General features: G+C 59.4%; 17 protein-coding genes and 2 tRNA genes. 6 read left to right on the top strand and 13 right to left on the bottom strand.

Annotation, left to right across the window (positions count from 1 at the left end; genetic code table 11):
• The first annotated feature begins 510 nt into the window (after positions 1 to 510).
• From DFO48_RS16955 to DFO48_RS25460, 5 genes are all read left to right on the top strand, one after another.
• The gene (locus DFO48_RS16955; RefSeq protein WP_233506427.1) at positions 511 to 1,824 is read left to right on the top strand and encodes an RNB domain-containing ribonuclease; all 1,314 of its coding nucleotides are present in this window, start codon (positions 511 to 513) and stop codon (positions 1,822 to 1,824) included.
• A 192-nt stretch (positions 1,825 to 2,016) separates the two neighbouring features.
• On the top strand, positions 2,017 to 2,904 hold the full coding sequence (locus tag DFO48_RS16950) for a transglutaminase family protein (RefSeq protein ID WP_370449586.1): 888 nt from the start codon (positions 2,017 to 2,019) through the stop codon (positions 2,902 to 2,904).
• 589 nt (positions 2,905 to 3,493) lie between these two features.
• The gene (locus tag DFO48_RS25880) at positions 3,494 to 3,700 is read left to right on the top strand and encodes a hypothetical protein (protein WP_080692945.1); all 207 of its coding nucleotides are present in this window, start codon (positions 3,494 to 3,496) and stop codon (positions 3,698 to 3,700) included.
• 108 nt (positions 3,701 to 3,808) lie between these two features.
• Positions 3,809 to 4,150: an RNA-binding protein gene (locus DFO48_RS16940; protein WP_114864171.1), complete on the top strand. Its 342-nt coding sequence runs from the start codon at positions 3,809 to 3,811 to the stop codon at positions 4,148 to 4,150.
• Between the two features lie 327 nt (positions 4,151 to 4,477).
• A complete protein-coding gene (locus DFO48_RS25460; RefSeq protein ID WP_199407014.1) occupies positions 4,478 to 4,624 on the top strand; it encodes a hypothetical protein in 147 nt (48 codons plus the stop codon).
• Between the two features lie 243 nt (positions 4,625 to 4,867).
• On the opposite strand, the gene DFO48_RS16935 is transcribed toward DFO48_RS25460, so the two are convergent.
• The 6 genes from DFO48_RS16935 to prfB all read right to left on the bottom strand — a co-directional run bounded on the left by DFO48_RS16935 (position 4,868) and on the right by prfB (position 11,111).
• Positions 4,868 to 4,949 (bottom strand) — tRNA-Leu (locus DFO48_RS16935).
• Between the two features lie 170 nt (positions 4,950 to 5,119).
• Positions 5,120 to 5,195 (bottom strand) — tRNA-Thr (locus DFO48_RS16930).
• 13 nt (positions 5,196 to 5,208) lie between these two features.
• Entirely contained in the window at positions 5,209 to 6,231 is a 1,023-nt protein-coding gene (locus DFO48_RS16925) for a class 1 fructose-bisphosphatase (RefSeq protein ID WP_003061245.1), read from the bottom strand.
• A gap of 59 nt (positions 6,232 to 6,290) precedes the next feature.
• On the bottom strand, positions 6,291 to 7,274 hold the full coding sequence (locus DFO48_RS16920) for a hypothetical protein (protein ID WP_233506426.1): 984 nt from the start codon (positions 7,272 to 7,274) through the stop codon (positions 6,291 to 6,293).
• 11 nt (positions 7,275 to 7,285) lie between these two features.
• Positions 7,286 to 9,988, bottom strand: a complete 2,703-nt coding sequence (gene pepN, locus DFO48_RS16915) for an aminopeptidase N (RefSeq protein WP_003077874.1) — start codon at positions 9,986 to 9,988, stop codon at positions 7,286 to 7,288.
• An 18-nt stretch (positions 9,989 to 10,006) separates the two neighbouring features.
• Positions 10,007 to 11,111, bottom strand: a protein-coding gene (gene prfB / locus DFO48_RS16910) for a peptide chain release factor 2 (RefSeq protein ID WP_100086375.1) whose coding sequence is annotated in 2 segments (ribosomal slippage) — positions 10,007 to 11,029 and positions 11,031 to 11,111 — 1,104 coding nt in all. Because the reading frame shifts where the segments join, the coding sequence is not laid out codon by codon here.
• A 296-nt stretch (positions 11,112 to 11,407) separates the two neighbouring features.
• On the opposite strand from prfB, the gene DFO48_RS16905 reads away from it, so the two are divergent.
• Positions 11,408 to 13,186 (top strand): methyl-accepting chemotaxis protein, encoded by a 1,779-nt coding sequence (locus DFO48_RS16905; protein WP_114864169.1) that lies wholly within the window; start codon positions 11,408 to 11,410, stop codon positions 13,184 to 13,186.
• 258 nt (positions 13,187 to 13,444) lie between these two features.
• Here the strand turns inward: DFO48_RS16905 and DFO48_RS16900 are convergent, their stop codons facing one another.
• From DFO48_RS16900 to DFO48_RS16870, 7 genes are all read right to left on the bottom strand, one after another.
• The gene (locus DFO48_RS16900) at positions 13,445 to 14,719 is read right to left on the bottom strand and encodes an acyl-CoA dehydrogenase family protein (RefSeq protein ID WP_087082196.1); all 1,275 of its coding nucleotides are present in this window, start codon (positions 14,717 to 14,719) and stop codon (positions 13,445 to 13,447) included.
• A gap of 51 nt (positions 14,720 to 14,770) precedes the next feature.
• A complete protein-coding gene (locus tag DFO48_RS16895) occupies positions 14,771 to 15,856 on the bottom strand; it encodes a phosphotransferase (protein ID WP_114864168.1) in 1,086 nt (361 codons plus the stop codon).
• A 264-nt stretch (positions 15,857 to 16,120) separates the two neighbouring features.
• Positions 16,121 to 16,840: a Crp/Fnr family transcriptional regulator gene (locus DFO48_RS16890; protein WP_034349335.1), complete on the bottom strand. Its 720-nt coding sequence runs from the start codon at positions 16,838 to 16,840 to the stop codon at positions 16,121 to 16,123.
• 325 nt (positions 16,841 to 17,165) lie between these two features.
• Positions 17,166 to 18,107, bottom strand: a complete 942-nt coding sequence (gene thiE, locus DFO48_RS16885) for a thiamine phosphate synthase (RefSeq protein ID WP_114864167.1) — start codon at positions 18,105 to 18,107, stop codon at positions 17,166 to 17,168.
• 10 nt (positions 18,108 to 18,117) lie between these two features.
• Positions 18,118 to 18,921 (bottom strand): thiazole synthase, encoded by an 804-nt coding sequence (locus DFO48_RS16880; RefSeq protein ID WP_003077867.1) that lies wholly within the window; start codon positions 18,919 to 18,921, stop codon positions 18,118 to 18,120.
• Positions 18,922 to 19,082: 161 nt separating this feature from the next.
• A complete protein-coding gene (gene thiS, locus DFO48_RS16875; protein ID WP_003077866.1) occupies positions 19,083 to 19,280 on the bottom strand; it encodes a sulfur carrier protein ThiS in 198 nt (65 codons plus the stop codon).
• Between the two features lie 106 nt (positions 19,281 to 19,386).
• Positions 19,387 to 20,481, bottom strand: coding sequence for an FAD-dependent oxidoreductase (locus tag DFO48_RS16870; RefSeq protein WP_114864166.1), 1,095 nt, complete (start codon positions 20,479 to 20,481; stop codon positions 19,387 to 19,389).
• Between the last annotated feature and the right edge of the window lie 5 nt (positions 20,482 to 20,486).

Raw genomic sequence — 20,486 nt, 5'->3', positions numbered from 1 at the left:
TTATCTCGGTTGAATTAAATTCAGTTTTTGAATGTTATCTTTTATTGAAAGTTATTTTGTTTTTTCTTATTAGGGTACTCCATTTCTTGTAATTAAATAAAAATAATACAAAATATTACTTTTATTTAATTTTTAGCGTGAAAAATACATTTTGAAGATAGTTGTTTAGCCTTTTAAGTATTGATTTTTTGAGTTTATATAATTTTGAGTTTGAATATTGTATGGATTGCTCTCAATTAGAAATTTTATGTCTGCTAATGGCTGTAGTAGTGTTATAGATAATTAAATATATCTTTGACAATGAGCTATTTCGGTTCAAAATGTATTGAAAAAATGGAAGGTCAAGGCACTATGCAAGACGTTCTATCGAATCACCGAGAAAATATCTCAACCCTCGCGGCCTGGGCCATGTATAGCCGAGGCTTGGAAGCAGAGTTCTCGCACAGCGTTCTCGAACAGTTGTCTCTCCTATCTGGTCACGCTAAAGAGTCTGGCCATGGAATTCATCAGATGACTCAACTGCTGTGGTGTTCAATTGATAACGATGACTCACGCGACCTTGACCAAATATCATCAATTGAGCAGCTAGAGCAGGGCAATGTTAGGGTTTTCGTTGCCGTGTCTGATGTTGACAGCGTGGTCAAGAAAGGCTCTCCGATTGATGAGCATGCGAGGCTAAATACAACTTCTGTCTATAGCTCTGCTCGAGTGTTTCCCATGCTGCCAGAGCAGCTATGTACAGATCTCACCTCTTTGAACCAAGATCAAGATCGCCTGGCTCTTATCACAGAGATGACTTTCAGTGGCGATGGTCTTCTGATTGAATCGAACATATATCGGGCAGTTGTGCGGAACAAAGCAAAGCTTGCATACGACGCAGTGTCGGAATGGTTCGAGGGAGTCGGGGAGTTGCCAGAGCCAGCGCAGAACGTTGCGGGGATGGATACCCAGCTGAGGATGCAAGATGAACTCGCTCAGAAACTGCGATTGCTAAGGCGATCGCAAGGATCGCTGGAGTTAGAAACTTTTCAGCCTCATGCTGTGTTTGACGGCGACATCATCATCGACATTCGCCAACAGCCACACAATCGGGCTCGTCAATTGATTGAGGAGTTGATGATTGCAACTAACGGTTGCACGGCGCGCTTCTTGGCCGCGCAAGGCACCGCTTCAATGCGAAGGGTAGTCCGTTCACCAGAGCGTTGGCAGAGAATTGTCGAAGTCGCTGAAAACTACGGCTGGAGCTTGCCAGATGAGCCTGATGGAGAGGCTTTACAGGCATTTCTTTCAATGCAGCACCAGGCAGATCCCTTGAGATTTCCGGATCTATCGTTGGTGATCATAAAGTTGATGGGGCGAGGTGAATATGTAGTTGAGCGCCCGCGCGGGCAATCTATCGGCCATTTCGGATTAGCGGTGCAAGACTACATGCATTCGACCGCCCCTAATCGACGTTACCCAGACCTTATTACCTTGCGTCTACTCAAATCTGCACTTGCTGGGGAAAAGCCTCCCTATACCTACGATGAATTGGAGGCTCTTGCCACGCATTGCACCACTCAAGAGGATGCGGCTCAAAAAGTAGAAAGGCAGGTGCGTAAGTCGGAGGCTGCCCTGTTATTGCATGATCGAATAGGTGAAATATTTGCTGGTCTCATCATTGGCGTAGGGGAGCGCGGAACTTGGGTGCGTATTTTTACACCTCCCGTAGAAGGTCGCTTGAAGGGAGACCTCCCTAGTCTTAATGTGGGTCAAAAAGTGAAGGTAAAGCTTGTTTCTACCTCGGTTGAGCGTGGATTTATTGATTTCACTACCGTTCATTGAGATTCAATGTAGAAATATTGCTCTTGGTAAAAGTGGAGGGTTTAGGAGGTGATCTTCTGCCGAAAAGTTTTTTCATATCCCCCTGGCATGCTGCAGGCATTCCCGGAACTACTGCTTGAAGCGCATATTCCAATGGCAACCCAGAATGCGCGGCGCAGATGAATGCTTGATCAGCGACAGGAGTTTTCCTTGATGTTCTGGGTGCCCGGGATTGCAATGATCAGACTTAATTTTCAACTGAAGTTGAACTACCAAGTTTTAGAGCACGGTGCAGATTTTTTCTTCTACATACATGCTGCTAATACTTCTCATCAACAAGTGTCATCTGAGCATTTGACATTAAGTGAGGCAAGTGCTGACTGGGAGATTCAACAATGTCAAGACGTCACGCAACGTTGTCTAAGGGTCAGTGCTATGCCTGGCACACTGACTGTGCATTACGAGGCAATCGTAGAGATTTCTCACCATAAAGCTGAGCCAGGATACGTTTCAGAGGTGCCTGTTCGGCGGTTGCCGTTAGAGGTGCTGCAATATGTCTATCCCAGCCGCTACTGTCAGTCGGACCGGTTGTCGAAGTTTGCGGTCGACCGGTTTGGTCATCTGCCGCAAGGCTACGCCCGAGCCCAAGCGATCTGTGATTGGGTGAGGCAAAACGTGACATTTCGGTCGAATACGTCCATTGGTACAACTTCAGCAGTCGACACGCTGATCGAGCGGGTAGGTGTGTGTCGTGATTTCGCTCATTTAATGATAGCAATTTGCCGAGCAATCAACTTACCTGCGCGATTTGTGACAGGTACTGACTATGGTGCTGATCCGGCTCTAGGGCCAAGCGATTTCCACGCCTATGTGGAAGTTTATCTGGGATATCGCTGGTATATTTTTGACCCATCAGGAACGTCAATTCCCATGGGGCTGATGCGAATTGCAACAGGGCGGGATGCCGCAGATGTGGCTTTCGCAACCATATTTGGCAGCGTGATCAGTGAGCCTCCGCACATTCATGTTCAAGTTGAACATTCGGAGAAGAAGAATTGGGAGTGGCCCGTTTATACGTCGCTTGCTCTGTCAACGGAATAGTTCCATGTGATGCATAGGCATTGAGGTAGAAGTTGCTGCGGTACTTTGGAGTAGCGTGTGTGCCGCCAATCCCTAGTAAGAAACCCAGGCTTCTCTCAGGCTGACAGTCAGGGCGTTGCTATCTGATGTGTCCACTACAAGGCAAGGAGGGTTGCTGCTGGAAGGGACAGTGAAGGAAGCTGAGCAGTTGTTGGTGTTGGCGCCATTCGGCATATTTGATGCAGCCTCAGCCTAGCTTTAGATCCCTGATGATCGGCTACAACTGGCCAACGGCAGAGGCTCGATACGCGGGAGCCACTGAGGCTGGAGCAGTAGTCTGCAGATGTGCAGCGCATCAAGCACAGCAAATTAAAGCCAAAAATAATAAAAGTTGTGTTTTTTATATAAAAGTATTATAATAAGTTCCGCTGCAGACTTAGCTAGTCTTCTCGCAGCGTCTTCCAGAAGGCAAAAAATCCTCCGGTAAGAAAACTTTCGCGAGACATCTCGCACCGTTGGTTGTAGAGCAGCAGCCAATCGAGTTATCGAAAGCTCATGCGGGTCGATCGGCCTGCTCTGATTGAACTAGATTCCACTGACTCCTATCGCCATGGGCAAGTACTTCGTTACGCCCACATCACACAAGACCAATTGCGGTCGCTTTCAAGCTTCCTTCGCACTTCAGCGCACAAGGCAAAACAGCAACTACTGCCGTGTTTTTCGCTTTGACAAAAAATTTGCCTCGACCGAAGCGGCAAAGATCTTTGCTGTAACCCAAGGTTGGTTGCATACCACCATGCAGCCATCTGCGTGCTGAGCCGCTAACGAGCTCTCCACTTAATCCGGTTGCTGTGGATTCCCACTAGCGCCGCCACATTCAAACGATGCGTCAATCCTTGATGCGTCACCACTAGAAAAGGCTCCCATGAGCACTAAAATTTACGTTGGCAACCTGCCTTACTCCGTGACCGACTCCAGCCTGCGAAGCAACTTTGCAGAGTTCGGAACGGTAACCTCTGCCAAAGTCATGATAGATCGCGAGACTGGACGCTCCAAGGGCTTTGCGTTCGTAGAAATGACGTCTGCGGACGAATGCCAGGCAGCTATTTCGGGTTTGCATGGCATGTCCGTCGATGGACGTTCGATCGTTGTCAATCTTGCGAAACCTCGTGAAGAAGGTCGTGGATTCGGTGGCAACCGCGAATTTCGTGCCAGCTCTCGTCCCAATGTTGGCTATGGCAACGATGGCTATGGCGGCGGCTACTGATCTAGTTGCGAACTCAAGAAGACGCCCTCAGTTCGAGGGCGTTTTTGTTTCAGTGAGTGGGCCGATTGCTACGGCTTGCAGACTGCTCGCGGGCCTTCTATGAGGTGCGGGTTTTGAGGAATGCAGCGTGTTAGGTCTAGCTTGTGGTTGCGCGGGCTGATGGCAAGGTCGCAACATCACATGCTTGTGACGCTCATCCTTGGCATCAGCATGCAGGTCGTCAAGTTGAGCAGGAAGCCAAACGAACAACAGTTCCAGGCGAACTAAGGCTTTCCAGGACGGTTCATCGGTTATGGTGGGTAACTTAAACCACTAAGGAATCGCCTGATGCCAAAACCCAACTACCAATTCGAAAAAAGGCAGCGGGAGCTCGAGAAAAAGAAAAAGAAGGCTGAGAAGGCTCAGCGCAAAGCTGCTGAGTCCGAAACAGTTGCGCCAGTCCTGAACTCTGAGGCGCTGGTTGAAAGCAAGTAGGTAAGGGATAGGCTTTGTGTCGGCGCGACTTTTGACCGTCTCAAAAGAGCCGCGCCGGCACTTCGATCAGCGGCTTACCAATGCATGATCAATGTGCTTGGGTATCTGCAGTCTTGAACTTTGGAAGCTGTAAAAAAATTGGCTGCAAGATGAGTCATCGTGCAGGCAATCTTTTTGCTAAAAACCGGAACACATGCCGGAACATCTCCCGGAACGTCTTCAAAAGTTATAGCGCCACATCCGTGGTGCCCGGGGCCGGAATCGAACCGGCACGCCTTGCGGCGGGGGATTTTGAGTCTCCTGCGCCTTGAAGTGGGGCCACGGCAGCATTCGGTGGAGCGACTTTCTGCTGTAAAAGAAAAAAGCCTGCGATTGCAGGCTTTTTTGTGTTCCTCTTCAGGGCGGCTTTGCGTGGGAGCTGTTTGACGCTGCTTTTTTCTCAGCGCCCAATTAGCGCCCACTTTTTGCCTGAAACCCAATGAATTGGTAGTATTTTGGTGCCGGAGAGATGAATCGAACACCCGACCTTCTCATTACGAATGAGCTGCTCTACCGACTGAGCTACACCGGCGATAAGCTATAGATTATAGCGCTTTTTCATCGGCCTCGAGGTGGTAGCTGGTCACGCGTTCCACTTCGTTCTTGGAGCCGAGGACGACGCTCACGCGCTCGTGCAATTGCGTTGGCTGAATGTCCAGAATGCGCTGACGGCCGTTGGTGGCCATGCCGCCGGCCTGCTCGACAAGCCAGCTCATGGGATTAGCTTCGTACATCAGGCGCAGCTTGCCGGCCTTTTGCGGCTCGCGCTTGTCCCAGGGGTACATGAAGATGCCGCCGCGGCACAGAATGCGGTGGACGTCGGCCACCATGGCAGCGACCCAGCGCATGTTGAAATTCTTGCCGCGCGGGCCGTCTGCACCCGCCAGGCATTCGTCCACGTAGCGCTTCACAGGGGCATCCCAGTGGCGCATATTGGACATGTTGATGGCGAATTCCTTGGTGTCTTCGGGGATCTTGACGTTTTCCTCGATGAGCACGAACGAGCCTTGCTCGCGGTCCAGGGTGAACATGGAGACGCCGTCGCCCACGGTCAGCACCAGGGTGGTCTGGGGGCCGTAGATGCAGTAGCCGGCAGCCACTTGCTGGGTGCCGGGCTGCATGAAGTCGCTGTCGTGCACGCCGGGGTGGCCTTCAGGCTTCTTGAGCACGCTGAAGATGGTGCCGATGGACATGTTGATGTCGATGTTGGACGAGCCGTCCAGGGGGTCGAACATCAGCAGGTACTCGCCCTGGGGATAGCGGTTGGGCACCACATAGATGCCCTCCATTTCTTCCGAAGCCATGGCCGCCAGGTGGCCGCCCCACTCATTGGCTTCGATCAGGGTTTCGTTGGCGATGATGTCCAGCTTTTTCTGTACTTCGCCCTGTACGTTTTCGCTGCCGGCTGTGCCCATGACATCGCCGAGCTCACCCTTGTTCACGGCAAAGCTGATGCGCTTGCAGGCGCGGGCCACCACTTCCAGCAGCAGGCGCAACTGGCCGGGGATGAGCCCGTCCACGCGTTGCTGCTCGACCAGATAGCGGGTCAGGCTGATGTTTTTCTTCATGTTTCAACTCCTTGAAATTCGATGCAAATCTGAAATGGACAGAGAGCAGGGTGGCACGATCACTTGCCAGGACGCCCTGCATTGCGTTGTTCCAGTTCTGCCAGCAGTTCCTTTGCACGGGTTTGCTGCTGGCTGTCTTTCTGGTTCAGCGCGTATTGTTCATAGCGGGCCAGCCATTGGCGGGCCTGCGGTTCCTGCTTTTGCTCATGGGCAAGGACCATGAGCTGGAAATAGCTGTCGTAGACGGTGTCATGGTCTTGCGCTGCCTGCGCAATCTGCAGACGTTCCTGAAGATAGGCGCCAGCCTGCTTCAGGTCGCCCAGCTCATAGCAATTTTGCGCAATATTGGTGAGTACACCGCGTATTTGCTGCAGCTTGCCCATGGCTTTGAGGCGTTCACGCGCCACGGGCAGCAGCCGCTCGTTGGCCTGCCTGGCCTCGCGAAATCGTCCCAGCTCATGCAGCAGATAGCCATCGTCCTCATAGACGCCGAGAATCTGCATCTGGCTCGGGAAATCCAGAGCCCGTGCAGGCTTCACGCTCTCGTCCCAGCGCATCTCGGCGGGCAGGCCGGCAATCTGTGGCAGCGGGTACAAAGCCTCAAAGGCTTTGACCCACTTGAGCGCCGCTTCATGCTGCCCTGCCTCCGCCAGCCAGCGGATGCTTGAGTAGCGCAGGAAAAAATGAGCGTATGACAGCTCCGGGTCCTGAGTGCCGGACAAAGCCGTCAGTGCCGTCTGCGCTGCTCCGGCTGCCTCTTTGGGCATGCTTCGGCGGGCGTAGACACTGGCCTGTGTGTAGTAGAGCCGGAAGATATCGCGTGCAGCGAACCCTGGCTTTTTCAACAGCGGCTCCAGCGCCTGCAGATCGGCACTCATGGCTCGCCCGCTGAAGCTGCCGCCTTCGCTGAAGACAGTGGCATACAGGGGCGCAAAACGGGCTTCGAATCCCGCATCAGGCTTTGCAGCCTGAGTGCTCAGCGACATGCTCGCCGCAGCGACGGCAAGGGCCTTCACGCCCCGAGCCGCGTGTCGAGCAAGCATGTGCAGGTCCATCAGTCCGCCAGGGCGCGGGTGATGACCTCGCGCACGTCGTTGGACAGATCGGGCTTGGCAGCCACACGGGCGATGGCCTCGCGGGCGGCAGAGCGGTAGGGCTCGGCCAGCTTTTTCCAGCGATCCATCACCCGGGCCAGACGGGAGGCCACCTGAGGGTTGATGCCGTCGATCTCGATCACGCGATCGGCCCAGAACACATAGCCCGCCGCATCGGCGCGGTGGAAGGCGCCGGCATTGTTGCAGTAGCTGAAGATCAGGCTGCGTGCGCGGTTGGGGTTCTTGATCTGGAAGTCGGCATGCTTCATCAGCGCCTTGACTGCCGGAAGCACATCGCCACCGCGGTCGCTTGCGGCAGCCTGCAGCGCAAACCATTTGTCCAGCACCAGTGCGTCCTGCTTGAACAGAGCGTGGAAGCGCTGCAGCGCCTGCTCGGCCAGGGGGCTGGCGCTGTAGACCAGGGCGGAGAGGGCGGCCATGCGGTCCGTCATATTGCCGGCGTCCTTGCAGCGCTGGTAGGCCTTGCCGGGCCATACTGTGTCGCCAGTCCGGGCTGCCTGCAGGCACAGCATGGACAGGGCGCGGCCTGCAAGAGCACGGCGGCCGGCGCTGACATGGTCGGGGCGGTAGGCACCGGTGTCGCGGTTGGCCTCCCAGGCGGTTTCCCACTCGGACTGCAGCGCGGTCGCCAGCTGCAAGATCATGGCTTCGCGCACGGCATGAACGCGCTGCGGATCCACCTCCGCCAGCTGCTCGGCGATATAGCTCTCGGACGGCAGCGTGAGCACCAGATCCTTGAACGCCGCATCCAGCTTGTCGTCGCGCAGCACGCGGCGCATGGCATCGATAAAGTCTGCCGGCAGGATTTCGGCACTGGCTTCGCCGCTGGCAGCGATTGCCTTCAGGGCATAACGCAGGCCCAGGCGCTGGCTGGCTTCCCATTGGTTGAACGGGTCGCTGTCATGGGCCAGAAGGGTCAGCAGATCGGCATCGCTGAATTCATGCTCCAGCACCACGGGGGCGCTGAAGGTGCGCAGCAGCGAGGGCACGGGGGCTTCGCTCACATTGCTGAAGACAAAGCGCTGCTCGGCTTCGGTCAGCACCAGCATGCGGCTGGTGACTGTCTGGGCCGCATCCTCGCCTTGCAGTTGCAGGGCGATGGGCTGGCCGCTGGCTGTGAGCAGACCCATTTGCACGGGAATGACGAATGGCAGTTTCTCGGCCTGACCCACGGTGGGCGCGCAGCTTTGCGACAGCGTCAGCGTATAGGTCCGGGCGTCGGCATCGTACTGGCCCACGGCCTTGAGCACAGGCGTGCCGGCCTGGCTGTACCAGCGACGGAACTGCTGCAGATGCTGGGCCAGAGCAGAGCCCGGGTTGGCGTCGGCAATGGCTTGCGAGAAGTCATCGCAGGTCACGGCCTGACCGTCATGACGCTCGAAGTACAGCTTCATGCCCTTGGCAAAGCCTTCGCGGCCGACCAGGTTGTGCTGCATGCGCACGACTTCCGCGCCTTTTTCGTAGATCGTGACCGTGTAGAAGTTGTTGATCTCGATATAGCTGTCGGGGCGCACGGGGTGCGCCATGGGGCCGGCATCCTCGGGAAACTGCACGGTGCGCAGCACGCGCACATCGTCGATGCGCTTGACGGCACGGGCCGAAGCCGTGCCCGCCATGTCCATGCTGAACTCCTGATCGCGGAACACCGTCAGGCCTTCCTTGAGGCTGAGCTGGAACCAGTCGCGGCAGGTGACGCGGTCACCCGTCCAGTTATGGAAGTATTCGTGTCCGACGACGGACTCGATATTGGCGTAATCGGTGTCGGTGGCCGTGGCCTGGCTGGCCAGAACATACTTGGTGTTGAAGATGTTCAGGCCCTTGTTCTCCATGGCGCCCATGTTGAAGTCGCTGGTGGCGACGATCATGAAGCGGTCCAGATCCAGGCTCAGGCCAAAGCGGGCCTCGTCCCATGCAACGGAGTGCATGAGGGAGTTCATGGCGTGCTCGGTCTTTTCCAGGTCGCCGGGGCGCACAAAGACCTGCAGCAGGTGGTCGCGGCCGGCCCGGCTCTTGATCTTCTGCTCGCGGGCCACCAGGTTGCCGGCCACCAGCGCAAACAGATAGCTGGGCTTTTTGTGCGGATCGACCCACTTGGCAAAGTGGCGGCCGTCCTCCAGGTCGCCGGACTCCACCAGATTGCCGTTGGACAGCAGCACCGGATACTGGGCCTTGCTGGCGCGTAGCGTGACGGTGTACATGGCCATCACGTCGGGACGGTCCAGGAAGTAGGTGATGCGGCGGAAGCCTTCTGCCTCGCACTGCGTGAAGAACGTGTCCTCGCTCACATACAAGCCCATGAGCTTGGTGTTCTTGATGGGGGCGCAGGTGGTGAAGATCTCCAGCTCCACGGGCTCGTTGCCCTCGGGCAGGTTCTCCAGCACCAGCTGGTCGCCGTCCATCTTGAAGGAGGTTCCACCGCCGTTGACCATCACCCGCGCCAGATTCAGCTCGTCGCCGTCCAGGCGCAGCGCCTGTGCCGGCACCTCGGGGTTGCGGCGCACGCGCATCTTGCTGAGCACGCGCGTCTTGGCTGGGTCCAGATCAAAAGTCAGGTCCACCGTGTCGATCCACCAGGCCGGGGCCTCGTAGTCGGCACGGTAAATGGCGGTGGCCGGGGCTTGCCCGTCACGCAGTTGCAGCATATCGATTCCTTTCTAGGATCAGAGGCCTTGCTTGAGCGAGGCTTCGATAAACACATCCAGGTCGCCGTCCAGCACCTTCTGGGTGGCGGAGACTTCGACGTTGGTGCGCAAGTCCTTGATGCGGCTGTTGTCCAGCACATAGGAGCGGATCTGGTGACCCCAGCCCACGTCGGTCTTGGTGTCCTCGAGCTTTTGCTGTTCTTCCATGCGCTTGCGCATCTCGAAGTCGTACAGCCTGGAGCGCAGGCGCTGCCATGCCACGTCCCGGTTGCTATGCTGCGAGCGACCGTCCTGGCACTGCACCACGATGCCCGTGGGGATGTGGGTCAGACGCACGGCAGAGTCGGTCTTGTTGATGTGCTGACCGCCCGCGCCGGATGCGCGATAGGTGTCGGTACGCACGTCGGACGGATTGATGTTGATCTCGATGGAGTCATCGATCTCGGGGTAGACAAACAGCGAGGAAAAGCTGGTGTGACGGCCGCCCGAGCTGTCGAAGGGCGACTTGCGCACCAGGCGGTGCACGCCGGTTTCGGTGCGCAGCAGGCCGTAGGCATACTCGCCCTCGACCTTGATGGTGGCGCTCTTGATGCCGGCTACGTCGCCCGGAGTCTCTTCTTCGACCGTGGCCTTGAAGCCCTTGCGTTCGGCGTACTTCAGGTACTGACGCAGCAGCATGCTGGCCCAGTCGCAGGCTTCGGTGCCGCCGGCGCCGGCCTGGATGTCGATGAAGCAGTTGAGCGGATCGGCTTCGCCGCCGAACATGCGGCGGAACTCGAGCTCCTCGATCAGCGGCTTGAGCTTGGCGGTTTCGGCTTCGATGGTTTCAAGGCCGGCATCATCGCCTTCTTCCTTGCTCATCTCGAACAGCTCGGAATTGTCGGCCAGTTCGGTGGTGAGCTTCTCCAGTGTCAGCACGACGGAGTCGAGCGACTTCTTTTCCTTGCCCAGCTCCTGTGCCTTCTTGGGGTCGTTCCAGACGGCAGGGTCTTCCAGCGAGGCGTTTACCGTGCGCAGGCGTTCGTACTTGGCATCGTAGTCAAAGATACCTCCGGAGATCTGCCGTGCGCTCGGCCAGATCTTGGAGGGTGTTGCCGATAGAGTTGACGCGTTCTGCTTCCATGGTGAATCCGTTGTTCTTGCTGATAAATAAGGGCTGATTTTCTCATGCCGGACGGCTGTAAGGATGCAATGGCCTTCGACAGGGTTTTTGAGTGCTTCATCGGGGTGTCTTTTTGAGCCCAGCTATGCCCCTGATGCCCCCATCGGTTTTATTCATGGATGCCGTTACTCGAAGTAACAAATTCTGAATAGAATTCGCAGGCGCGCGCAGTGTGTACGCGCTTTTCAGGCTGTTTCCCCTATTCCCCCTCTCGCAGGTGCCAGACCTTGCAGGTCGCCCAGGCGCCCAATTCCCCCATGAACTTCTTTCGCAACCTCAAGCTGGCTAACAAGCTGCTGGTGTCTTTTGTGCTGATCCTGCTGATCAGTGCGGTATCGGGTCTGTACGGCCTGGTCCAGATGGAACGCGTCAATGCCACGGCCACCGATCTGGCGCGCCAGTGGCTGCCGGCGGCCCGAAACCTGCAGGACATGCGTTACCAGCTGCAGCGCTATCGCTCGCAGACCATGCAGCATGTGATGGCCCAGTCGTCCGAGGAAATGGCCGTCTATGACAAGAGCATGCCCAAGCTCTGGGACGAGCTGGTCCAGAATCAGCAGTCGTATGCCAAGTACGTGAGAACCGACAAGGAACGAGCCCTGCTGGCCGAAATCGGCGAGGAGCTCAAGGCCTATGCCGTGCAGACGGCCAAGGTGGTGGATCTGTCGCACCAACTGCTCAACGATGACGCCAGCGAAATCTTGCGCGGCGACTCTCTCAAGATCAGCCGCAGCATCAACACGCGTCTGGAGGCGCTCAGCGAGATCAACCAGCAGGCGACCGATGAAACCAATCAGGCGGGCGACGACCTGTATGCCGCTGCCCGCTGGTGGGTGATGGCGCTGCTGCTGGGCTCCATCGTCATCGGCGTGGCGCTGGCGGTGCTGATCGCACGTTCCATCTCGCGTCCTTTGCAGTCGGCTGTGCAGCTGGCGCAGTCTGTGGCTGCTGGCGATCTGAGCGCCAGCATCACGGTGCAAAGCCGCGATGAAGTGGGCCAGCTGCTGCAGGCTCTCAAGGAGATGAACACAAGTCTGCAGCGCATCGTGGGCCAGGTGCGCCAGGGCACGGACTCGATTGCCTCGGCCAGCAGCCAGATTGCCAGCGGCAACCAGGATCTGTCCTCGCGCACCGAAGAGCAGGCCAGCTCGCTGGAGCAGACGGCAGCTTCCATGGAAGAGCTGACCGCCACCGTGCAGCAGAACGCGGGCAATGCCCAACAGGCCAATCAGATGGCGTCTGCAGCGTCCCAGGTAGCCGTGCGCGGCGGTGCCACCGTGGCCCAGGTGGTGCAGACCATGTCGGCCATCAACGAGTCCTCGCGCAAGATCGTGGACATCATCGGTGTGATCGACTCCATTGCCTTCCAGACCAATATCCTGGCCCTCAACGCGGCGGTGGAAGCGGCCCGTGCGGGCGACCAGGGTCGCGGCTTTGCCGTGGTGGCCTCCGAAGTGCGCACCCTTGCCCAGCGCTCGGCCGAGGCGGCCAAGCAGATCAAGCAACTGATCGACGACTCCGTGAGCAAGGTGCAGGAAGGCAGCACCCAGGTCGACGAGGCCGGCAAGACCATGGATGAGATCGTGATGAGCGTGCGCCGTGTCACCGACATCATGGGCGAGATCTCGGTGGCCAGCCACCAGCAGACCTCGGGCATCGAGCAGGTCACGCAGGCCGTGACGCAGATGGATCAGATGACCCAGCAGAACGCTGCCCTGGTGGAGGAGGCTGCAGCCGCGACCGATGCGCTGCGCGGCCAGGCCGCTGCGCTGGCCGAGACGGTGAGCTTCTTCAAGCTCAGCGCCCAGTCCGGCCTGCAGGCCGCGCCGGCCCTGGCGCCAGCCACGTTCAAGCCCGCGCCTGCCAGGGCCGCCATCAAGGTCTCGGCTCCGGTCAGGGCCCAGTCAACTGCGCTCAAGCGCCCCGCAATGTCGGCTGCAGGCAAGCATCCGGTCCTGAGCCCGGCGAAAAGCGCAGCAGCGCCCCAGTCGCAAAAGGCCGCAACGGCAGACGATGGAGAGTGGGAGAGCTTCTAAGCCCGGTGCGGGCGCGAGGTGCCGGGTTCGGTGCCGCTAGCTATGCTGCTATTGATTAAGAAGCTTCTATCGCTTGGAATCATTGAATTTCAAGATGTTTTGTATCTGAAATTATTTGATAGAGGGCGGTATAAGCTTCTTTATTGATAGCTGGCAGCAAGTCTGCCTTCGAAACAAGAACACCCCGCAGCCGTGGCTGACGGGGTGTTCTTGTTTCCGGGGAGCAGGAGCGGCGCGATGTGCTCCTGCTGCCTCGCCTCAGCCGCCGCGCGTGATGGGCACTTCGGCGTTCTTGCCGTAGCTGCCGTATTTGCCCAGCTCCCACTTGGCAATCGCGTTGCGGTGCACCTCGTCGGGGCCGTCGGCAAAGCGCAGCGTGCGTGCTGCGGCATAGGCATAGGCCAGCGGGAAGTCGTCGCACATGCCGCCGCCGCCGTGCACCTGCATGGCCCAGTCGATGACCTGGCAGGCCATGCTGGGGGCGACGACCTTGATCATGGCGATCTCGGTCCTGGCCACCTTGTTGCCGGCCACGTCCATCAGCCAGGCTGCCTTGAGCGTGAGCAGGCGCGCCATGTCGATCTTGCAGCGTGCTTCGGCAATGCGCTCCTGCGTCACGGTCTGTTGGGCCACGCTCTTGCCGAAGGCCACGCGGCTGCTGGCACGCTTGCACATCAGCTCCAACGCACGCTCGGCCAGGCCGATCAGTCGCATGCAGTGGTGAATGCGGCCGGGGCCGAGGCGACCCTGGGCGATCTCGAAGCCGCGCCCTTCGCCAAGCAGGATGTTGCCGACGGGAACGCGCACGTTCTCGAAATACATCTCCATATGGCCGTGGGGTGCATCGTCATAGCCCATCACGTTCAGAGGACGCGCGATGCGGATGCCCTTGGCGTCGGCCGGGATGATGATCATGCTCTGCTGCGAATGCTTGGCCGCTTCGGGGTCGGTCTTGCCCATGGTGATGAAGACCTGGCAGCGAGGATCGCCGGCACCCGAGATCCACCACTTGTGGCCGTTGATCACGTATTCGTCGCCTTGGCGCTCGATACGGGTGCAGATATTGGTAGCGTCGGAGGAGGCGACTTCGGGCTCGGTCATGGCGAAGGCCGAGCGGATCTTGCCTTCCAGCAGGGGCTTGAGCCAGCGCTCCTTGAGCTCGGCACTGCCGTAGCGGGCAATGGTCTCCATATTGCCGGTGTCCGGCGCGGAGCAGTTGAAGACTTCGGAAGCCCATGGCACGCGGCCCATGATCTCGGCCAGCGGTGCGTATTCCTGATTGGTCAGGCCTGCGCCGTGGTAGCCCGAGGCTTCGGCGCTGTCCACGGGCAGGAACAGATTCCACAGGCCCGCGGCCTGGGCCTTGGGCTTGAGCTTTTCAATGGTTTGCAGCGGCGTCCAGCGCTTGCCGGCGGCCGTGTTGGCCTGCATCTCGTCGGCATATTCCTTTTCTGCCGGGTAGATGTAGTCGTCCATGAACTTGAGCAGGCGTTGCTGCAAGTCCTTGGTTTTGGGCGAGTAGTCGAAGTCCATGAGTGCTCCTTTTATTGTGGGACGGTCAAGTTGCGTGGTGGTGGATGAAAGTCAGGCGCGCTGGGCGAAGGACCAGGCCAGCTCGGCCATGGGGCGGGCGGTGTCGCCCGAGGCCTTGGCCTGGGCGCTGGAGGCCGTGCCGGCCTCGACACGTTTGGCAATGCCTTGCAGGATGGCCGCGATGCGGAACATGTTGTAGGCCAGGTAGAAGTTCCAGTCGCGCTGCAGTGTCGCCACATCGGCAATGCCGGTGCGCTGGCAGTAGCGCTGCATGTAATCGTGCTCGGCGGGAATGCCCAGGCCCGCGATATCCAGGCCCGCAATGCCGCGGCCCAGCTCGGCAGGGATATGCCAGCTCATGCAGTGGTAGCTGAAATCGGCCAGCGGGTGGCCCAGCGTGGACAGCTCCCAGTCCAGCACGGCGATCACGCGCGGCTCGGTGGGGTGGAACATCAGGTTGTCCAGGCGATAGTCGCCATGCACGATGGAGACGCGGCCCTCGTCGCGCGCGCTGGCCGGCATATGGGCCGGCAGCCACTCCATCAGCTTGTCCATCTCGGGGATGGGCTGGGTGACCGAGGCCACATACTGCTTGCTCCAGCGACCGATCTGGCGCTCGAAGTAATTGCCGCTCTTGCCGTAATCGGCCAGACCGCGCTCGGCAAACTTCACGCTGTGCAGGGCCGCGATCACGCGGTTCATCTCATCGTAGATCTCGGCGCGCTGGGCAGGCGTCATGCCGGGTAGGGACTGGTCCCAGAGCACGCGGCCTTCCATGAACTCCATGATGTAGAAGGCGCGGCCGATGACGGATTCGTCCTCGCACAGCGCATACATATGCGGCACGGGCACATCGGTGCCGGCCAGGCCCTTCATGACGCGGTACTCGCGCTCGATCGCATGGGCCGAAGGCAGCAGCTTGGCCACAGGGCCGGGTTTGGCGCGCATCACATAGCTGCGGCCGGGCGTGATCAGCTTGTAGGTGGGGTTGGACTGGCCGCCCTTGAACATCTCCACCTGCAGCGGACCTTCAAAGCCCTGGACATGCTGGCTCATCCAGGCACCCATGGCATCGGTGTCAAAAGCATGCTGATCGGAAACCGCGCGGGTGCCGACGAAATGGTCAAAAGTGCTCATGCTGTCTCAGTCCTTTGTTCGATTTGTGATGGGCAAGGCGCAGCCCGCCGTGCCGCACCGGAGGCGCAGCGAGCGAATGCGTGAAATGGGGGTGAGTTGCCGCAGAACGCGGCGAAGATGCAAGAAAGCGTGAACGCTGAGGACGGCCAAAGCTAGCTGCCTCAAAAGCAGGCGCAGCCCAAGAGCGAGACATCAAGCAAGGGCCGCCCCGCAGCGAAGATGTCGTCCCCCCTTGGGGGGAAGCCGCAAAGCGGCTCAGGGGGGTTAGTGGTCGGTGTCTGCAATGCGCAGCAGCGTCACCCGGTCGCGCACGATGAGGCCACCCGGCTCGATGCGAATGACTTCCTCGCGCTCCATGGACTTGAGCTCCTGGTTCACACGCTGGCGCGAGGCGCCCAGCAATTGCGCCAGCTCTTCCTGCGCCAGATGCAGGCCTATGCGGATCTCGTTGCTGTCCGACAGACTCATCACGCCATAGCTGCGCGTCAGGTGCAGCAGCTGCTTGGCCAGGCGCGCGCGCAGCGGCAAGGTGTTGAGGTCTTCCACCAGACCGTAGAGCTGACGTACTCGGCGTGCGTTGAGGCGCAGGATCGCTTCGGAAAACTCCACATGCTCTGCCAGAATGCGCTTGAAGTCCGCCTTGGATACGCACAGCAGCGTGGTCTCGCCATGTGCATAGGCGTCGTGCGTGCGCTTGTCGCCATCCAGAATCGCGACATCCCCGAACCAGATGCCCGGCTCCACATAGGTCAGCGTGATCTGCTTGCCGGTGATGGAGGTGGAGCTGACTCGCACCGCGCCACGTGCACAGGCAATCCACTCCTCGGGCGGTTCGCCGCGAGCGCAGATGAGCATGCCATCTTTGTATCGTTTGACGTAAGCGCATCGAAGAATGTCGTGCCGCAAAGAGGGCGAAAGGGATGAAAACCAGCGACCAGAGTTGATCGCCTCACGTTCTTCCATACTAAGAATTGGCTCGTCCATGTTCTGTCTTATGCGTGACTGGTAACCGCCCCATTGTCGCGTGTGGGACCGGCTGTGCTGCAACTGCGGGACTCAGGGTTGTCACCTGTGTGTCCGCTTCTAACGCGAAGAGGGCTTGCGCCGATCAAGAAAACCCAGCAGTCATGCGGGCTGCGGCGCGACGGAAAACAAAAACGCCCGCGGGCTGCGGGCATTCAGTCTTGTCATCTGCGGTATTTCATGCGCCGAGTTTTTCAGGCGCGATGGATCTGTGGCTTTAAGTGAAAATAGCTGGCAGCTCTTATCTATCAGTCGTTCCAAGCTATTGAATTAGTAGTGCGTGGATTTACGCAGCAGCTTGCATGCGCGCCAGCAGATGCCTGGCTGCAGCTTCCGGATCGGGTGCGTTGACCAGAGCGCGCACCACGGCCACCGAGCCCACGCCCGTGGCACGCACGGCGGGGAACAGGTCCTCGGAAATGCCGCCAATCGCCACCAGCGGGTATTGCTGCATCAGCCGCACATAGGCCGCCAGCCGCGCCAGTCCCTGCGGGGCCGTCGCCATCTTCTTGAGCGTGGTGGGAAAGACCGCACCCAGGGCGATATAGCTGGGCTGCACGGCATGGGCGCGCACCATCTCTGCGTAGCCATGGGTGGAGACGCCCAGGCGGGTGCCCGAGCTGCGGATGGTCTGCAGATCGCGCTGGCCGATCACGTCCAGATCTTCCTGGCCCACATGGATGCCGTAGGCACCTGCATCCAGTGCGGCCTGCCAATGGTCGTTGATGAACAGGCGTGCCTGCGTGCCCTTGACGGCTTCAACGGCCGCCTTGACTTCTTGTGCAACGGCGGCCCTGTCGCCGGACTTGAAACGCAGCTGCACCGTGGGCACACCCGCGCGGGCCATGCGGCCCACCCATTCGGCCGTGGGCAGCACGCCATACAGGCCCAGCTCGCGCGGGCAATGGGCAAAGGCCAGGGCCGGGTCGGCCTTGCCGAGACCGAAGTCGCGTGGGTCGTCGGGCCAGTGGGTGACATCGAACTGGTCGGTGCGCTCGCTCTGGTGCTGCCAGGCCTGGGCCAGAGTCTGCGCATCCACGGCAATAAAGCCCAGCTCGCTGCAGGCCTCAAGCGCAGCCAGATAGGCTGGGTCCTGGCGCAGCGCGGGCGGTACGGGCTGGGGCGTCAGCTCGACCGAGTTGGCATCGTGGTGCAACTGGGCGCCAAAGTTGGCACTGTGCTGGTGGATGATGGCTTGCGCCAGGGCCTTGATTTCAGCGGAGTCCATGGGGCGGCCTTTATTCCTGATGCCAGAAAGGGGTGCCCAGCACGGGCGTGCTGGGCTGGGCGGCGTTCTGCTCGGCCATGGCGCCTGCGCGCCAGGCGGCGTGACCGGCATTGACGGCATCGGAGAAGGCGCCGGCCATGGCCACGGGATCTTCGGACAGGGCCACGGCGGTGTTCAGCAGCACGGCGTCATAGCCCCATTCCATCACGGTGCAGGCATGCGAGGGACGGCCCAGGCCGGCATCGACGATCAGCGGCACCTTCAGGCGCTCGCGCAGCATCTGCATGGCATAGGGATTGATGGGGCCGCGGCCGGTGCCGATGGGCGCAGCCCAGGGCATGACGGCCTGGCAGCCCACGTCGACGAGCTTTTGGCACAGCACCAGGTCGTAGGTGGTGTAGGGCAGCACCTGGAAGCCGTCCTTGATGAGGATGGAGGCCGCTTCCACCAGATTGAGCGTGTCGGGCTGCAGCGTGTAGTCGTCACCGATCAGCTCCAGCTTGATCCAGGGGGTGTCGAAGACTTCACGCGCCATCTGGGCCGTGGTCACGGCCTCCTGGATGGTCATGCAGCCTGCCGTGTTGGGAAGCACGGGCACATTGAGCTTGCGCAGCAGCTCCCAGAAGCTGGCGCCGGTCTCGGCGGCATTGCTGCCCTGGCGGCGCAGCGAGGCCGTGACCATGGCGGGCCTTGAGCGCTCCACAGCGGCTTCGAGAATCGCCGGCGAGGGGTAGCGCGAGGTGCCCAGCAGCAAGCGGCTTTCAAAACGCTGGCCGTAGAGAACCAGGGCGTCGTCGGTAGTTTTTGTATTCATGGTCTGTCTTTATCTTTTGTCTGTGTACCGCAATGCTCGTCAAGCTAAATGGACTTCAAACGAGCATTTGCCAAGTGAGAGACACCCAGCAAGAGCCGCCTCGCAGCGCAGGTGTCGTCCCCCTTGGGGGAAGGCGCGTAGCGACTCAGGGGGATTCATGTCTAGCCGCCAGTCACCGGAGAGATGACTTCCATCCTGTCGCCCTCATTGAGCGCATGGTCGGCGTATTGCGTCTTGGGCACGAACACCGTGTTGACCGCCACGGCAAACGGGGGCTTGGCCTGCATCTGCGCCAGCGCATCGGCCACGGTGGCATGGGCTGGCAGCTCGGCGGCTTGCTGGTTGAGAGTGATCTTCATGGCATGGAAACGGAAAATAAAGCGGGTGCTAAGTTAAACCTCTGCACGACGGTGCTTGCGTGCGCCGGGGGTGCAAGTGCTGTGCGCCAAAGTTCGGGCTCGCAGTTCAGCCACGATGCACGGCGACATCGAACTCGCGCGCCAGCGGCGAGTCGTTGTGGTCCAGCAGCTCCAGCACCACGTCCAGCATGGCGGGCGAGATCATGAAGCCGTGACGGTAGAGGCCGTTGACTTCCATGACGCGCGGAGTCAGCAGGCGCACGGCGGGCAGATTATCGGGCAGGGTGGGGCGGCATTGGGTGGCGATCTCCACAATCCGGCCTTCGGCAAAGCCCGAGTGCACGGTATAGGCCGCGCTCAGCAGCTCCAGCGTGGAGCGCACGCTGGCCGGCGACATGTCGTCGGACTCGATCTCGGTCGCGCCAATCACGAACAGATGGTCTTCCTTGGGCGCGATATAGATGGGGTAGCGTGGATGGATCAGGCGTGTGGGGCGTTGCAGCGTGACTTCGGGCGCATGGATGCGAACCACTTCGCCGCGAATGCCGCGCAGCTGCTTCCACTGGCTGCGGGCACCCAGACCTCGGCAGTCGAACACGAAGTCGGGCTGACCAGCCTCGCCGGGGCGGAAGTCGCCAACCTCGCGAGGATTGTCCCAGTGCAGCCGCACGCCCAGGGCGGTGAGCTTGTCGACCAGCGCTGTCAGCAGCTGGCGGTTGTCCAGCTGGCCTTCGCCGGGTAGATAGACGGCCTGGTTGAAGCGTCCCTGCAGCGCGGGCTCGCAGTCCTGCAGCGCTGCGCCGGTCTTCTCCTGCATGGCCGGCAGGCTGGGGTTGATGCGCCGGTTTTTCTCCAGCAGACCGAAAAAGCGTGCCGCATCGCCCTGATCCTGGCGGTGCCAGAGAATCAGCGTGCCGTTTTGCTGCAGGAACACATGCTGCTCGAGCTGGGCTATCAGCTCGGGCCAGCGCTTGAGCCCATGCTGGCCCATGCGCACCACGCCGGGCTCGGTAATGGCCGACTCGGCCAGCGGAGCCAGCATGGCGGCCGCCACGCGCGCCGCAGCACCATCGCCTTGCGGGCCATGGGCGTCATAGAGGTCGATGGCATGACCGCGCTGGGCCAGGGCCAGCGACAGCAGACGGCCCATGAGGCCGCCGCCGAGAATTGCGATCTTTGAAGAAGCTTGTAGCAATGACATGTGCA

This window comes from Comamonas sp. AG1104, from assembly GCF_003350425.1.
GTDB lineage: Bacteria > Pseudomonadota > Gammaproteobacteria > Burkholderiales > Burkholderiaceae_C > Comamonas > Comamonas testosteroni.
The sequence above is the reverse complement of the archived record's forward strand: the minus strand, read 5'-3'. Positions and strand labels throughout refer to the sequence as shown.

Bases quoted from the DNA above. Each gene is read 5' to 3' on its own strand.
- DFO48_RS16890 (WP_034349335.1), bottom strand. From the start codon at position 16,840: ATGGACGAGCCAATTCTTAGTATGGAAGAACGTGAGGCGATCAACTCT.
- DFO48_RS16905 (WP_114864169.1), top strand. From the start codon at position 11,408: ATGAACTTCTTTCGCAACCTCAAGCTGGCTAACAAGCTGCTGGTGTCT.
- DFO48_RS16900 (WP_087082196.1), bottom strand. From the start codon at position 14,719: ATGGACTTCGACTACTCGCCCAAAACCAAGGACTTGCAGCAACGCCTG.
- thiE (WP_114864167.1), bottom strand. From the start codon at position 18,107: ATGGACTCCGCTGAAATCAAGGCCCTGGCGCAAGCCATCATCCACCAG.
- pepN (WP_003077874.1), bottom strand. From the start codon at position 9,988: ATGCTGCAACTGCGTGACGGGCAAGCCCCGGCCACCGCCATTTACCGT.
- DFO48_RS25880 (WP_080692945.1), top strand. From the start codon at position 3,494: ATGGGCAAGTACTTCGTTACGCCCACATCACACAAGACCAATTGCGGT.
- DFO48_RS16940 (WP_114864171.1), top strand. From the start codon at position 3,809: ATGAGCACTAAAATTTACGTTGGCAACCTGCCTTACTCCGTGACCGAC.
- DFO48_RS16925 (WP_003061245.1), bottom strand. From the start codon at position 6,231: ATGAAGAAAAACATCAGCCTGACCCGCTATCTGGTCGAGCAGCAACGC.
- DFO48_RS16880 (WP_003077867.1), bottom strand. From the start codon at position 18,921: ATGAATACAAAAACTACCGACGACGCCCTGGTTCTCTACGGCCAGCGT.
- DFO48_RS16955 (WP_233506427.1), top strand. From the start codon at position 511: ATGACTCAACTGCTGTGGTGTTCAATTGATAACGATGACTCACGCGAC.
- DFO48_RS16950 (WP_370449586.1), top strand. From the start codon at position 2,017: ATGTTCTGGGTGCCCGGGATTGCAATGATCAGACTTAATTTTCAACTG.
- thiS (WP_003077866.1), bottom strand. From the start codon at position 19,280: ATGAAGATCACTCTCAACCAGCAAGCCGCCGAGCTGCCAGCCCATGCC.
- DFO48_RS16920 (WP_233506426.1), bottom strand. From the start codon at position 7,274: ATGCTTGCTCGACACGCGGCTCGGGGCGTGAAGGCCCTTGCCGTCGCT.
- DFO48_RS25460 (WP_199407014.1), top strand. From the start codon at position 4,478: ATGCCAAAACCCAACTACCAATTCGAAAAAAGGCAGCGGGAGCTCGAG.
- DFO48_RS16870 (WP_114864166.1), bottom strand. From the start codon at position 20,481: ATGTCATTGCTACAAGCTTCTTCAAAGATCGCAATTCTCGGCGGCGGC.
- DFO48_RS16895 (WP_114864168.1), bottom strand. From the start codon at position 15,856: ATGAGCACTTTTGACCATTTCGTCGGCACCCGCGCGGTTTCCGATCAG.